The sequence below is a fragment of the Janibacter corallicola NBRC 107790 genome, assembly GCF_001570965.1.
Classification (GTDB): domain Bacteria; phylum Actinomycetota; class Actinomycetes; order Actinomycetales; family Dermatophilaceae; genus Janibacter; species Janibacter corallicola.
The window spans coordinates 1-13,327 of the sequence record NZ_BCSR01000012.1 but is presented as its reverse complement, the minus strand read 5'-3'; the positions used below and the strand labels follow the sequence as shown (position 1 = coordinate 13,327).

The window sequence follows — 13,327 nt, the reverse complement described above, 5'->3', positions numbered from 1 at the left end:
GCTTGACCTGCCATGTCCGATCTCGTCATCACGTCGCCGTCCAACCAACGCCTCAAGGACCTGATCTCGCTGCGCCGCCGCCGCGCCCGGGAGAGCACCGGCAGCACGCTCCTCGAGGGCCTGGAGGAGACCGGCCTCGCCCTCGACGCGGGCGTCGTGCCCCGGGTGATCCTCCACTGCCCGGAGCTCATGCTCGACCGTGCCGCCGGGGCCGCACTCGTCGAGCGTGCCCGTGGGGTCGGCGCCGAGGTCGTCGAGCTCGGCCGTACCGCCTTCGAGAAGGTCGCCTACCGGCAGGGACCCGACGGCATCCTCAGCAGGGTGGCCGCCCCCGGCCGGAGGCTCGTCGACATCGAGCTGCCGCAGGACGCCCTGGTCCTGCTCTGCGAGGGGGTGGAGAAGCCCGGCAACCTCGGCGCGATGCTGCGCACCGCCGACGCCGCCGGTATCTCCTTCGTCATCGCCGCCGACCCGGTCACCGACTGGGGCAACCCGAACGTCATCCGCTCCAGCAAGGGCACCGTCTTCTCCGTGCCCGTCGCGGCCGCCTCGGTCGACGAGGCCTGGCGGTGGCTCGCCGAGCAGCAGGTGCCGGTCGTTGCGACGACACCGGACACCGATGTCGCGCACACCGACGTCGACCTCACCGGGTCGGTGGCGATCGCGGTCGGCTCCGAGAAGTACGGCCTGACCGGCAGCGCGCTCGCCCGCTCCGCCCATCGGGTGCGGATCCCCATGTCCGGCAAGGCGAACTCGCTCAACGTGGCGACCTCGGCGGCGATCGTCGTCTACGAGGCGGTCCGCCAGCGGCGGGCCGGCTGACCGTACCCGATTACTCCGGGGGCTGCGCGCTGTGTCACGATGCCTGCATGCGCGTTGACCATGTCTCCTTTGCAGCGGACCAGAGCGGGCTCCAGTCCACCGCCGAGCGTCTCGGCGAGGCTCTCGGCGTCACCCCCGTGGACGGGGGTCTCCACCCACGTTTCGGCACGCGCAACATGATCCTGCCGCTCGCCCACGAGCGGTACGTCGAGATCGTCGAGGTGCTGGACCACCCGAGCGCCGACAAGGCCCCCTTCGGCCAGGTCGTGCGGGCCCGCTCCGAGGCCGGCGGCGGCTGGATGGGCTGGGTCCTCCGGGTCGACGAGGACCTCGAGGGGGTCGAGAAGCGCCTCGACCGCCAGGCCGTCCCCGGCAACCGTCGCCTCGCCGACGGCCGGGAGTTCCTCTGGAAGCAGATCGGTATCAAGGGCACCCTCGCGGACCCGCAGCTGCCCTTCTTCGTCAAGTGGGGCGAGGGCTCGCCGCACCCGTCCCAGGAGGCCGAGACGGACGTGACGATCGCCTCGATCCAGATCGCCGGCGACCCCGAGCGGGTGCGCGACTGGTTGGGCGGGCACACCGCGGAGGAGACCTCCTCGGTCATCTCCTTCGACTTCGTGGCCCCCAACGGCACCCCCGGCCTGATGTCGGTCACGTTCAACACCCCGAACGGGCCCGTCACCCTCTGACCCGGTCGTGGTCACGGCGCAGCCATGAGCAGCTGGTCCACGCGCTTCGAGGACTTCCTCGCCCTCGACGAGGACTGGGTGCGACCCGGCGCGGCCGTCACCCGCGGTGACGTCCTGCTCACCGTCGTCACGGTCCTGCTCTCCCTCTTCGTCCTCGCGCTGATGCGCTCCATCGGGAGCCTCGCGGAGGTGGAGGACCCCGTCTGGCAGCAGTGGCTGCTGACCGCCGCGCCCGGGCTGCTGCTCCTGGTCCGGCGCCGCTGGCCGCTCGTCACGGCCTCGCTCGGCAGCCTCATGTACTGGGCGATCGGGACCTGGTCCCCGATGATGTCGAGCCTGCTCTCGACCCAGGTCGTCTACCTCATGCTGATCTTCGCCGGGGTGGCGTGGGCGCGGAACCGGCGAGCGCTCGTCGCCGTCTACGCGCTGATCCTCGCGGCGATGTTCTTCTGGCTCGTCTGGGGCCTGGGGGTCGGCAACGTCGTCAGCGACATGGTCACCGACACCGACCCTGACGCGCTGATCCCCTCCTCCGTCGCCGCCCCGCTCATGGTCGGCGTCATCAACATCCTCTACTTCGGTGGTGGCGTCATCGGGGGGCAGGTCGCCTGGCTCGGAGCACGGCAGCGAGCCCGACTCGAGGAGCAGGCAGCGACCATCACCGAGCAGTCCGACCGCCTGCGGGAGCAGGCCGTGGTCCAGGAGCGGCTGCGTATCGCCCGGGACCTGCACGACGTCGTCGCCCACCACGTCTCCGGTCTCGGGGTGCAGGCCTCGGCGGCCCGCCGGGTGATGGAGCGCGACCCCGAGGCGGCGAAGGGGGCCCTCTCCCGGATCGAGGAGGGCAGCCGCGAGGCGGTCAGCCAGATGCGCGGCCTGCTCGGGACCCTGCGCATGGGCGCCACCGGCGGTGAGGACCACGGCCCGCAGCCCGGGCTGGAGGAGGTCGCCTCCCTCACCGGCGGCCGGCCCGGTCTGGAGGTCCTGCACGAGGTGGTCGAGGCCTCGCCGGGTGCCCTCGGGGCCGTCCCGGACGCCGCCGGGCACTCCCTCTACCGCACCGCCCAGGAGGCGCTGACCAATGTCGCCCGCCACTCCACCGCCCGTACCGCCCGGGTCATCGTGCGGGTCGACGCCGCGAGCGCCGAGGTGGAGGTGACCGACGACGGCCGTCCCCGGCAGGGCACCTCCGGGACGGGCATGGGCCAGCTGGGCATCCGGGAGCGGGTCGCCAGCCACGACGGCACCGTCGAGATCGGGCCACGGCCGATGGGCGGGTACCGGGTGCGGGCGAGGATCCCCCTTCGTGCGGAGGCGAGCGGATGAGCGAGGTGCTGCGGGTGCTGCTCGTCGACGACCAGCCGATCATCCGCTCAGGGTTCGCGATGATGCTCTCGGTCGAGGACGACATCGAGGTCGTCGGTGAGGCGGGCAACGGGCAGGAGGCGCTCGAGCTGGTGCGCGCCGCGGCGCCCGACGTCATCGTCATGGACGTCCAGATGCCGGTGCTGGACGGGATCGCCGCGACCCGCGAGATCGTCGCGCAGGACCTCGGGCGGGTGCTCATCCTGACCACCTTCGACCGGGACGACTACCTCTTCGCCGCGCTGGAGGCGGGGGCGAGCGGCTTCCTGTTGAAGAACGCCCAGGCCGAGCAGCTCGTCGAGGCACTGCGCGCCGTCGGGGACGGCAATGCGCTGCTCGCCCCGGAGGTCACGAAGCGGGTGATCCAGCAGATGAGCGCCCCGGCACAGCAGGCCGACACGGCCGGCGGCGGCCGGCACGAGGAGCTCCTCGCCCAGCTGACCGACCGCGAGCGGGACGTGCTGCGGCTCATCGGTGCCGGACGCTCCAACCGGGAGATCGCTGCGGAGCTCTTCATCGGGGCGGCGACGGTGAAGACCCACGTCTCGAGCATCTTCGCCAAGCTCGCGGTGCGCGATCGGGTCGGGGCCGTGATCATCGCCCACGAGGCCGGGATCGTCGCGTCCGACTGAACCTGTCCCGCCCCCGTGCGGGGACGGGAGGGCGGGGGTCTCCCCCCGCGGGGGGAGACCCCCTTCGCCGGAAGACCATCCCCGGGGCGGATCCGCGCAGGAGCGCCGGTCCCTAGATTCGTCCCCATGGACACCGCACCGCAGAGCATCACCGTGGGGGGGCTGACCCGGCGCTTCGGCGAGGTCGTGGCCGTCGACGGCGTGGACTTCACCGTGCCGGCCGGGCAGATGACCGGCTTCGTCGGGGGCAACGGCGCCGGGAAGACGACGACCATGCGCATGATCATGGGCGTCCTCGGCATCACCGAGGGGCGGGTGCTCTGGGGGGAGCGCCCCATCACCACCGCCGACCAGCGCGCCATCGGCTACATGCCGGAGGAGCGCGGGCTCTACCCCAAGCAGAAGATCGCCGAGCAGCTGATCTACCTGGGCCAGCTCAAGGGGATGAGCCGCAGCCACTCCCGCGAGGCCGTCATGGAGCTGCTCGAGCGGCTCGGTCTCCACGAGCGCACCGGCGATCCCGTCGAGAAGCTCTCGCTCGGCAACCAGCAGCGGGTGCAGATCGCCGCCGCGCTGATGACCGACCCGGCAGCGCTCATCCTCGACGAGCCGTTCTCCGGGCTGGACCCGGACGCGGTCGACTCGATGGCCGACCTGCTGCGCGAGCAGACCGCCCGTGGGGTGCCGGTCCTCTTCTCGAGCCACCAGCTGGACCTCGTGGACCGGCTCTGTGACCGCCTCGTCATCCTCGCCGGTGGTCGGGTGCGGGCGCAGGGGACCCCCGCCGAGCTGCGGGGCGGGTCACCACGTCGCCACCGGCTGGTCGCCACTCGCGATGCCGGCTGGGTCCGGGAGGTCGCCGGTCTGGACGTCGTCGACGTCGACGGGCCGGTCGCGGTCCTCGACCTCGCGGCGGCGTCCGAGCCGGAGCGCCTCGAGACCCTCGAGCGGCTCCTCGGTGAGGGGCTGCGCCGCGGTGGCGTCACCGAGCTCTCGCCGGTCGTCCCGGCGCTGTCCGAGGTCTACCGGGAGGTCACGGCATGAACACCAAGAACGCCTGGGCGACCGTCGCCCAGCGGGAGATCTCGATCCGGCTGCGGGACAAGACCTTCATCGGCTCGACGCTGCTGTCCCTCGTCATCCTCGTCGGGGTCTTCGGCTTCCAGACCTGGCAGTCGAACAAGGACACGACCTTCGACGTCGCCGTGACCAGCCAGTCCCAGCAGATGGGTGAGGTGCTGCACACCGCGGGGACGAAGGGGGGCCACGTGGGCGTCGATGTCGTGGACGTCGCCGACGACGACGCCGCCGAGGCGGCCCTGGACGACGGAGAGGCCGACGCGTGGCTGCACCCGACGGACGGCGGGTGGCAGCTCACCGGCAAGGACGGCGTCGACGACCAGCTCAAGGGCTTCGCGGAGGAGAAGATCAGCCAGGCGGTGATGGCCGACAATGCGCAGCAGGCCGGCACGAGCATCGACGCGCTGCAGCAGGGCGCGACCGTCACCACCGCGAGCCTCAACGGGGACGCGGACGAGGAGACTGCCGGTCAGGTCGTCGGCTTCATCATGGCGATCCTCTTCTACATGTCGGCGATCATGTTCGGCAGCTACCTGGCGATGAGCGTCACCGAGGAGAAGCAGTCGCGGATCGTGGAGATCATCGCGACGTCCATCCCCCTTCGCCAGCTGCTCATCGGCAAGCTCGTCGGGATGGTCGTGCTCGCCGTGGGACAGATGATGCTCTACGCGCTCATCGGGATCATCGGGGTGAGCTTCACCGACATGGGTGACATGCTGCCCGGCCTCACCTCGAGCCTGGTCTGGTTCGTCCTCTACTTCCTCGCCGGCTTCACGATGATCGCCGCGATGTTCGCGGTCTCCGGGGCACTGGCCTCGCGGCAGGAGGACATCCAGACCACCTCGATGCCGGTGACGATGCTGATCATGGTGGTCTTCTTCGCCGCGCTGCTCGCTAAAGGCACCGTCGCGGAGGTGCTGGCGTGGATCCCGCCCTTCTCGGCGATCATCCAGCCGATGCGTCTGGCCGCCGGTGACGGGACGTGGTGGGAGGCGCTGCTGGGCCTGGGCGTCCTCGTCGCGGTGACCGCGGTGGTCATCGTCCTCGCCGAGCGCATCTACCGCCGGGCGCTGCTGCAGACCTCCGGCAAGCTGCGGCTCAAGGAGGCGTGGAAGGCCGAGGTGTGAACCGGCCATCCGGGAGGTACTCGGCCGGGCGCTCGCAGGGGGAGCGCCCGGCCGAGTGCGTGCCCGCGGGGCCGGGCCGGGACTCAGGGGGCGAGGGCGGCGATGACCTCGGGCGGGATCCGGTCCAGCTCCTCGTCGGTGACGTCGTGGGAGGCGATGTACTCGACCTGGGCGCGCTCGACCTTCTCGGCGAAGTTGCGCGCCCAGCGGCCGTTGCCCCGGCCGGAAGCGGCGTCGTAGGCACTCGCGGCCACCTCGAGGAGGTGATCCTCGTCGAAGACCCAGCTCGCGGAGAGCCTGGCCGCCACGATGCGGGCGACCTCCTCGGAGGAGTAGTCCGGGAACTCGACCCACCCCGGGATGCGTGAGGGCAGTCCGGGATTGGCCTTCAGGAAGTGGCGCATCTCCTCGGAGTAGCCGGCGAAGATGGCCACGAACTTGTCCCGGTCGTTCTCCAGCCGGGGCAAGAGCGTCTCGACCGCCTTGTACCCGAAGTCGTTGCGGCGATCCTGCGGGGTCAGGGTGTAGGCCTCGTCGACGAAGAGCACCCCGCCGAGGGCGGCGTCGATGGCTCTCGTCGTGTTCGCCTCGGTGTGGCCGATGTACTGGCCGATGAGGTCGACGGCGCCCACCTCGCTGACCGTCGGGGTGGCGAGGATCCCGAGGTTGTGGAAGAGCTCGGCGACGATCCGCGCGACCGTGGTCTTGCCCGTACCGGGGTTGCCGGCGAAGACCATGTGGTACGTCGGTCGGGAGGTGCCCTTGTCCAGCTGCATGCGCCGCTGGTCGACTGCCACCTGGTTGACGAGGCGGCGCACCCACTCCTTGACCGGTGCCAGGCCCACCATGGCGTCGAGCTCGTCGAGGAGCTCCCGGACCCGTGCGTCCTTGTCCCGGCTGCTGCCCCCGGTCAGGGTGTGCAGGTCCTCGGCGGTGACGTGGGAGATGTCGGTCTCCGCGGGGGAGGAGAGGACCCGCTCGGCGAGCACGGCGACGAGGTCCTGGTTGAAGTTGCGGACCCAGCGGCCGTTGCTGCGGTCGGTGGCCCGCGTGTACTCGCGGGCGACGGTCGCGCGGTACAGGTCCTCGTCGACGGTGTGCTGCCCGTCGAGCAGCGCCCGGTAACCGATCTCGGCGATCTCCTCCGGGGTGTAGTCCTCGAAGTCGAAGCGGTTGGTCACGCGGGAGCGCAGGCCGGGGTTCATGCCGATGAAGTCCTGCATCTGCTCGCCGTATCCGGCGAAGAGCACCACGATCTCGTCGCGGTGGTTCTCCATGAAGGTGAGGATCGTGTCGACGGCCTCCTGGGCGAACTCGTTGGCCTGCGGCTTGTAGAGCGTGTACGCCTCGTCGACGAAGAGCACCCCGCCGAGGGCGGACTCGAGGGCCGCGGTGGTCAGCTTCGCGGAGCTGCCGATCGTGTCGCCGACGAGGTCGGCGCGGCCGGTCACCTCGACGAAGGTGTCGCTGGGGATGGCGCCGGCCCGGTGGAGGGCTCGGCCCAGCAGCCTGGCCACGGTGGTCTTGCCGGTCCCGGGGTTCCCGAGGAAGAGGCTGTGCAGGACCATCGGGCTGCCGGCCTTGCCCTGCTCCTCGCGCAGCTGGTTGTAGCGGACCATCCGGGTGAACTTGCGGACCTGCTGCTTGACCGTCGTCAGTCCGGTCAGCGCCTCGATCTGGGCGAGCGGATCCTCGTCCGTGGCGTCCTCGCCGGGGTCGTCGACCCCGCCGGGGGTGTCCTCGCGCGGGTCCTCGAGGGGGTGGTCCTCCGGGACGTCCCCTTCGCCGGGGACCGTCGCCCCGGTACCCGCGGTGGGCCGGGCCTGCACCTGCGCATCGAGGTCGGTGATGGTGATCGCGGCCCTCTCGTCCACTCGGACCCGTGCTCCGCCGGCCACCAGGACCTGACCGTTCCCGTCCTCCGGCACGGTGAGGCGCTCGATGCTCAGGGTGCTGTCCTCGGCGTAGGCCTCGAAGGCGGGGAAGTCCGTGGCGAGGCTCTCGAGGGAGATCGTGGCCGACTGCTCGGCGACGACCTGCCGCATGGAGCGGGTGTTGCCCTCGACGACGTGGCTGCCCCGCGACGTGATGGTCGCCCCCGACGCGCAGAGCCAGTGGGATCCGCAGTCCCGGAGTGAAACCGATCCGCGTTCCACGGCGGTGACCCAGCCGAGGTCCGAGGAGGTGGCGTCCAGCCGGGCGCGATCGGTGACATGGGTGACCCCGGCGCCGGAGTCGGCGGGCACCTCGACGGTGCAGCCGTGCATCGTCGTGGTCCCCGACCCCAGGTAGACGGCCGGGTAGGCCTCGCTCGCCGAGGTGATCCGGACGTCGGTGAGCTCGAGCGTCGAGTCGACCTTGTTCACCACCCCGTTGTGCTCGCGGGGGTCGACGGTGAGGTCGCTGACGGATGCGTCGTGACCGTCGAGGAGGAACAGCGAGCCGTGCAGTACGGTCCGGTCCGCCCCGGCACCGACGACGTGGCAGGCGATGCCGAGGGCCCCGTTCTCGCAGTCCTGCAGGAAGTACTCGCCCTCCTCCAGACGGAGGGTGTCGCCGGCGCCGAGGTGCGGGGCGACGGCGGTCAGGTAGTCGTGGGCGTCGCTCACGTGCCACGTCACGACCTTCGGCGGTGGCGGGGCGTCGGGGTCGTAGGTCGTGACGGCATCGTCCTCGGACTCGACCACGGAGCTGCCGCGGACCGCGACGCGGATCCCGCCGTCGTCGCCGTGCACCGAGTCGATCTGCAGGAAGCTGTCCTCGCAGAGCGCGCTCACGGGCGGGTCGGTCAGGTGGAGGGCGGAGATGGTGCCCACCGACTCCCCGGAGAGGGCCATGGCGTGGTGCCCCTCGGGTGGCCGGACCGTCAGCGTGTTGTAGGCCTCGATCCGGGCACCCTGGGCGCCCTCGAGTGTCGTGGTGCTGACGTCGGCGAGCACCGCGCGCCCACCGATGAGCTGGATGCCGTCGACCCGTGAGTCGGTGGCGTGCAGGTAGCCGCTCTGGGTGAGGGCCACGCCGAGGGACCCCTCCGGGGCGCTCATGGTGGTCCGGGAGAGGACGAGGGTGCCGCCGTCGCCGTAGACCGTGGGGTACTTGCGGGCCGGGTCCCCGCCGACCGATGCACCGGTCAGGTCGAGGTAGGCGTCCTCCGAGCGGAGGTAGACGGCATTGCTGAAGTGGGGTGCCCGCAGCGTGATCCCCGTGATCCGGGTGTGGCCCCAGACATCCAGCCGCGCCTCGAGCACGATCTGGTCCGGCTCGCCGACACCGACGAGGTGGATGCCGTTGAGCATGATGGCCTCGGCCCGGTAGGTGCCCTCGTGGATGTGCAGCTCGTCGCCGACTCGTGCCTGGCGGAGCGCGTCCTCCAGCCCCCGGTTCGACAGCAGTGTCCTGCCCACGTGGATCTTGCCCACGAGGCCCCCTTCCCCTCAGGTGCACGTTCCTCGGCAGGATACGTCCGGCCCGGGCGCACCGGGAGGTGGGCATCCGCCGGTGGGAGGACTCAGAGGTCGGCGAGGGTCTTTCGGAGGCGAAGGGAGTTGCCCACCACGACCACGGAGGCCAGGGCCATCGCGACGCCGGCGAGGAGCGGGCCGATGAGGCCGGCGAGCACCAGGACCAGGGCCAGGGCGTGGTACACGGCGAGTGCGAGGAGGTTCTGACGCATCACCGCGACGGTCTCGTGCAGGACCCGCATCGCCCGGGGGGCGGAGACGAGGTCGCCGTGCACGAGGGTGACGTCGGAGAGCTCGCGCCCGAGCTTCGTGTCCGCGCCCAGGGCCATGGCGAGCTCGCCCTCGCGGGCGCCGGCGGTGTCGTGCAGCCCGTCGCCGAGGACTGCGACGACGTGGCCTTCGCCCCGCAGCCGGGCGATCTCGGAGGCCTTGTCCTTGTGGCGCACGTCGCTGAGGACGTGCGCCGGGTCGATGCCCACGCGCTCGGCGACGGTCTTCGCGTGGTGGGCGTTGTCGCCGGAGAGCAGCCATACCTGCAGCCCCCGGGCCCGCAGCGCGCGGATGGCGTCACCAGAGGTCTCGCGGACCTCGTCGGAGACGGTGAGCGCGCCCCGGGCCTTGCCCTCCCAGCCGACGAAGACGGTGGTGCCGGCCCGCTCCAGCGTGGCCAGCTCGGCCGGGACGTCATCGAAGAGCTCGGCGCGCCCGACGGTCACGCGCATGTCCTTGATCTTCGCGGAGATGCCCTGCCCGGGCAGCGCCCTGGTCCCGGTGGTCCTGGGGACCTTGATGTGCTGCGCCTCGGCGCGGGCGATGATGGCCCGCGCGATCGGGTGCTCGCTGCCGGACTCGACGGCGGCGGCAGCGGTGAGCACGGCGGCGGGGTGCAGCCCCGGAGCGGCGGCCAGGTCCGTCACCTGGGCGACGCCGGTGGTGATCGTGCCGGTCTTGTCCAGGACGAAGGTGTCGATGTCGGCTGCGGTCTCGGGCATCTGGGGCCCGGTGACGAGCACGCCACGCTCCACCCCGCGGCTGGTGCCGACGAGCAGCGCGAGCGAGGCAGCGATGGCCAGCGCGGCGGGGCTGGCGACGACGAGCACCGCGATCGCGACGCCCAGGGCCGTACCGACCGAGCCGCTGCCGATCCACCACCCGACGAAGGCGAGCACCGCGAGCACCGCGACGGCGGGCACGAGGATCGCCGTGTACCGGTCGATGCGCTCCTGCAGCTTCGTGGACCCGGTGCGGGAGCGCTCCACGATCCGACGGATCGCGGCGAAGGTGGTGTCCTCACCGACGGCGCGTGCCTCGACGACGAGGCGGCCGGTGGTGTTCAGGGTGCCGGCGTGCACGCGGTGGCCGGTCCGCACGCTCTCCGGCTCGTCCTTGCCGGTGATGAGGGAGGTGTCGACCGCGCTCGCACCGTCGATGACGACGCCGTCGAGGGCGACCTTCTCCCCGGGCCGGACGATGAAGTGGTCCCCCACCTGCAGCTCCTCCACGGGCAGCCGCACCTCGGTGGTCGCGCGGGTCCGGGAGTCGATCCGCTGCACGGCGACGTCGGGCGCACCCAGGTCGAGCAGGGCGTCGGTCGCGGCGCGACCCTCGTCCCGGCCCCGTGCCTCCAGCCAGCGGCTGCCGATGAGCAGGGCGGTGATGGCCGCAGCCGCCCCGAAGTAGTACCGACCCCCGGCGCCCGCACCGGTCGCCGCGACCCCGAGGGACCACAGCCAGGCCAGCACGATGCCCAGACAGGTGAGCACCTCCGCGGTCGGGGTGCCCTGCCGGGCGCGGATGACGGCCTCGCGCAGGAAGGGCAGGCCGGGCCAGCCGATCGCCGCCGTGGCCGCGACGAGCTGGATCCACGGGTTCGCGGCGCCGCCCCAGTCGCCCTGGTCGATGGCGACCGTCACGACGGCGAGCACGAGCGCCACCAGACCGCGACGGGCGAGGTCGCCCCGCTGGGTGGGGGTCGGCTCAGGGGTCCGCAGTCGTTCGACGAGCGGTGTCCCGGTGGTCATCGCTGCCGGCGTCGACGACTGCTCGGTCGAGGCGACCTCGTCCGAGGCCCCATCGCCCGACGGGCTGGGCGAGGACTTTCGGGAGAGCAAGGACGTGGAGATGGCCATGCTTCATTCTGGCCCCGGGAGCCACGCCCCTCGGGGAGGTGGCAGGGTGTTTCGGCCTCAGGAGCGCACGAGACGCGCGATCGCGGCACTGGCCTCGGTGACCTTCTCCGCAGCGGCCTCGTCGGACTCGCGGGCGGCGTCGACGACGCAGTGGCCGACGTGGTCCTCGAGCAGGCCGAGGCTGACCCCCTGCAGCGCCTTGGTCGCCGCCGAGACCTGGGTGAGGATGTCGATGCAGTACGTGTCATCCTCGACCATCCGCGATATGCCCCGGATCTGGCCCTCGACGCGCTTGAGCCGCGCGAGGTACTGCTCCTTGCTTCCGCTGTATCCCGCCATGTCTCCTCCTCGGGTCTCCGTGTCCTGTGCAACAGGATACCCGCGCGGGGTATTTCAGGTCACGTGATGACCCGGAAGAGCGGGCTGTCCGGGTCCACCCGCTCGATGGCGAGGGGGGAGGCGTCCATCCGGGCCAGCAACGGCAGCAGGTCCTCGGGGTCGCCGAGCTCCAGGCCGACGATGGCAGTGCCGGTGTCCCGGTTGTTGCGCTTGATGTAGTCGAAGTACGTGATGTCGTCCTCCGGCCCGAGCACCTCGTCGAGGAAGCGGCGCAGCGCCCCCGGCTCCTGGGGGAAGTCGACGAGGAAGTAGTGCTTGCGCCCTTCGTGGATCAGGGCCCGTTCGACGATCTCGCCGTACCGGGAGACGTCGTTGTTGCCGCCGGAGACGACGGCGACGACCGTGGAGTCCGGCTCGAGGGCCAGGTCCGCCAGGGCGGTGCTCGCCAGGGCGCCCGCGGGCTCGGCGATGATCCCGTCGGTCTGGTACATCTGCAGCATCTCGATGCACACCGCCCCTTCGGGCACCGTGATCAGCTCGGTGCCGGTGGCATCCACCGCGGCGTGGGTCAGGTCACCGACGCGGCGCACCGCGACACCGTCGACGAAGGGGGAGACCTCGTCCAGGTCGATGGGCCGGCCGGCGGCCAACGCCGCCGCCATCGAGGCGGCCCCCTCGGGCTCGGCCCCCACGAGGCGGGTGCTCGAGGAGCGCGCGGCCAGCCACGTGGCCATGCCTCCGAGCAGGCCGCCCCCACCGACGGGGACGGTCACGACGTCCGGGGTCCGCCCGAGCTGGTCGACGATCTCACGGGCCACCGTGCCCTGCCCGGCCATGGTGTCCACGGCGTCGAAGGCCGGTACGACCACGGCGCCGCTGCGGGCGGCGTCGGCCTTGGCGGCTCGGGAGGCGTCGTCGTAGACCTCACCGACGACGACCATCTCGACGTGGCCGCCGCCGAGCGCTGCCACCCGGTCCCGCTTCTGGCGAGGAGTGTTGCGCGGCAGGTAGATCCGGGCGTCGACGCCGAGCCGCTGGCAGGCGAATGCCACCCCCTGCGCGTGGTTCCCCGCGGAGGCGGCGACGACCCCCTTCGCCCGCTGGTCGGGGGTGAGGCCGGCGATGAGGGTGAAGGCGCCGCGCACCTTGTAGGACCGGACCGGCTGCAGGTCCTCCCGCTTGAGCCAGACCTGCGCGCCGGTGGCGGCGGAGAGACGCTCGCTGCGGTGCAGCGGGGTGGGGTCCAGGATGTCGACGAGCCGCGCGGCGGCAGCGTCCACGGCGTCCGCGGTCAGGGGAGAAGTCACGGGCACCACGGTAGTCCCCACCCCATCGCGTCCCAGCGGCAGAGGCCGTGCACACGAGGTCGTGGAAGTGCCTGAAACCGGCGCCGCGACGACGCGGGATGCACCAGGACGACCTTTCGTGCACGCTTCGTCAGGAGCGGAGGGCCGCGTCCACCACCGCCGCCGCGTCCGCCTGCACCTGCGCGAGGTGCTCCGGCCCGCGGAAGGACTCGGCGTAGATCTTGTACTTGTCCTCGGTGCCGGAGGGGCGGGCGGCGAACCACGCCGACTCGGTGGCCACCTTCAGCCCGCCGATGGCCGCGCCGTTGCCGGGGGCCTCGGTCAGCCGGGCGGTCACCGGCTCGCCCGCCACGGTGTCCGCGGTGACCGCGTCCGG

Annotated in this window: 10 protein-coding genes and 1 pseudogene; 6 read left to right on the top strand and 5 right to left on the bottom strand. The window is 71.8% G+C overall.

Annotated features, from left to right (window positions below; translation table 11 throughout):
- Nucleotides 1-12: 12 nt before the first annotated feature.
- The 6 genes from JCO01S_RS06740 to JCO01S_RS06715 all read left to right on the top strand — a co-directional run bounded on the left by JCO01S_RS06740 (nt 13) and on the right by JCO01S_RS06715 (nt 5,715).
- Entirely contained in the window at nt 13-822 is an 810-nt protein-coding gene (locus JCO01S_RS06740; protein ID WP_068252724.1) for a TrmH family RNA methyltransferase, read from the top strand.
- A gap of 47 nt (nt 823-869) precedes the next feature.
- On the top strand, nt 870-1,511 hold the full coding sequence (locus JCO01S_RS06735; protein WP_068252721.1) for a VOC family protein: 642 nt from the start codon (nt 870-872) through the stop codon (nt 1,509-1,511).
- A gap of 24 nt (nt 1,512-1,535) precedes the next feature.
- Nucleotides 1,536-2,837 carry a sensor histidine kinase gene (locus JCO01S_RS06730; protein WP_068252718.1) on the top strand — a complete coding sequence of 434 codons (1,302 nt, stop codon included), beginning with the start codon at nt 1,536-1,538 and terminating at the stop codon, nt 2,835-2,837.
- Nucleotides 2,834-3,508: a response regulator gene (locus JCO01S_RS06725; RefSeq protein WP_068252716.1), complete on the top strand. Its 675-nt coding sequence runs from the start codon at nt 2,834-2,836 to the stop codon at nt 3,506-3,508. Before JCO01S_RS06730 ends, JCO01S_RS06725 begins: the two co-directional genes overlap by 4 nt.
- Nucleotides 3,509-3,634: 126 nt before the next feature.
- Complete coding sequence (locus JCO01S_RS06720) at nt 3,635-4,552, top strand: ABC transporter ATP-binding protein (protein WP_068252713.1); 918 nt, start codon at nt 3,635-3,637, stop codon at nt 4,550-4,552.
- Nucleotides 4,549-5,715 (top strand): ABC transporter permease, encoded by a 1,167-nt coding sequence (locus tag JCO01S_RS06715; protein ID WP_068252710.1) that lies wholly within the window; start codon nt 4,549-4,551, stop codon nt 5,713-5,715. Before JCO01S_RS06720 ends, JCO01S_RS06715 begins: the two co-directional genes overlap by 4 nt.
- Nucleotides 5,716-5,798: 83 nt before the next feature.
- Here the strand turns inward: JCO01S_RS06715 and JCO01S_RS06710 are convergent, their stop codons facing one another.
- The 5 genes and pseudogenes from JCO01S_RS06710 to JCO01S_RS06690 form a co-directional block, all read right to left on the bottom strand.
- Nucleotides 5,799-9,134 carry an AAA family ATPase gene (locus JCO01S_RS06710; RefSeq protein ID WP_068252707.1) on the bottom strand — a complete coding sequence of 1,112 codons (3,336 nt, stop codon included), beginning with the start codon at nt 9,132-9,134 and terminating at the stop codon, nt 5,799-5,801.
- 89 nt (nt 9,135-9,223) lie between these two features.
- Entirely contained in the window at nt 9,224-11,305 is a 2,082-nt protein-coding gene (locus tag JCO01S_RS06705) for a heavy metal translocating P-type ATPase (RefSeq protein ID WP_068252705.1), read from the bottom strand.
- A gap of 57 nt (nt 11,306-11,362) precedes the next feature.
- Nucleotides 11,363-11,644 (bottom strand): metal-sensitive transcriptional regulator, encoded by a 282-nt coding sequence (locus JCO01S_RS06700; RefSeq protein ID WP_068252702.1) that lies wholly within the window; start codon nt 11,642-11,644, stop codon nt 11,363-11,365.
- 59 nt (nt 11,645-11,703) lie between these two features.
- Nucleotides 11,704-12,951 carry a threonine ammonia-lyase IlvA gene (gene ilvA / locus JCO01S_RS06695; protein WP_084342705.1) on the bottom strand — a complete coding sequence of 416 codons (1,248 nt, stop codon included), beginning with the start codon at nt 12,949-12,951 and terminating at the stop codon, nt 11,704-11,706.
- A 130-nt stretch (nt 12,952-13,081) separates the two neighbouring features.
- A pseudogene (locus tag JCO01S_RS06690) lies at nt 13,082-13,327 on the bottom strand (phosphoglucomutase, alpha-D-glucose phosphate-specific); the annotation flags it as partial.

Excerpts from the sequence above, each read along its gene's own strand:
- JCO01S_RS06740 (WP_068252724.1), top strand. The coding sequence starts at position 13 with ATGTCCGATCTCGTCATCACGTCGCCGTCCAACCAACGCCTCAAGGAC.
- JCO01S_RS06735 (WP_068252721.1), top strand. The coding sequence starts at position 870 with ATGCGCGTTGACCATGTCTCCTTTGCAGCGGACCAGAGCGGGCTCCAG.
- JCO01S_RS06730 (WP_068252718.1), top strand. The coding sequence starts at position 1,536 with ATGAGCAGCTGGTCCACGCGCTTCGAGGACTTCCTCGCCCTCGACGAG.
- JCO01S_RS06725 (WP_068252716.1), top strand. The coding sequence starts at position 2,834 with ATGAGCGAGGTGCTGCGGGTGCTGCTCGTCGACGACCAGCCGATCATC.
- JCO01S_RS06720 (WP_068252713.1), top strand. The coding sequence starts at position 3,635 with ATGGACACCGCACCGCAGAGCATCACCGTGGGGGGGCTGACCCGGCGC.
- JCO01S_RS06700 (WP_068252702.1), bottom strand. The coding sequence starts at position 11,644 with ATGGCGGGATACAGCGGAAGCAAGGAGCAGTACCTCGCGCGGCTCAAG.
- JCO01S_RS06715 (WP_068252710.1), top strand. The coding sequence starts at position 4,549 with ATGAACACCAAGAACGCCTGGGCGACCGTCGCCCAGCGGGAGATCTCG.
- JCO01S_RS06705 (WP_068252705.1), bottom strand. The coding sequence starts at position 11,305 with ATGGCCATCTCCACGTCCTTGCTCTCCCGAAAGTCCTCGCCCAGCCCG.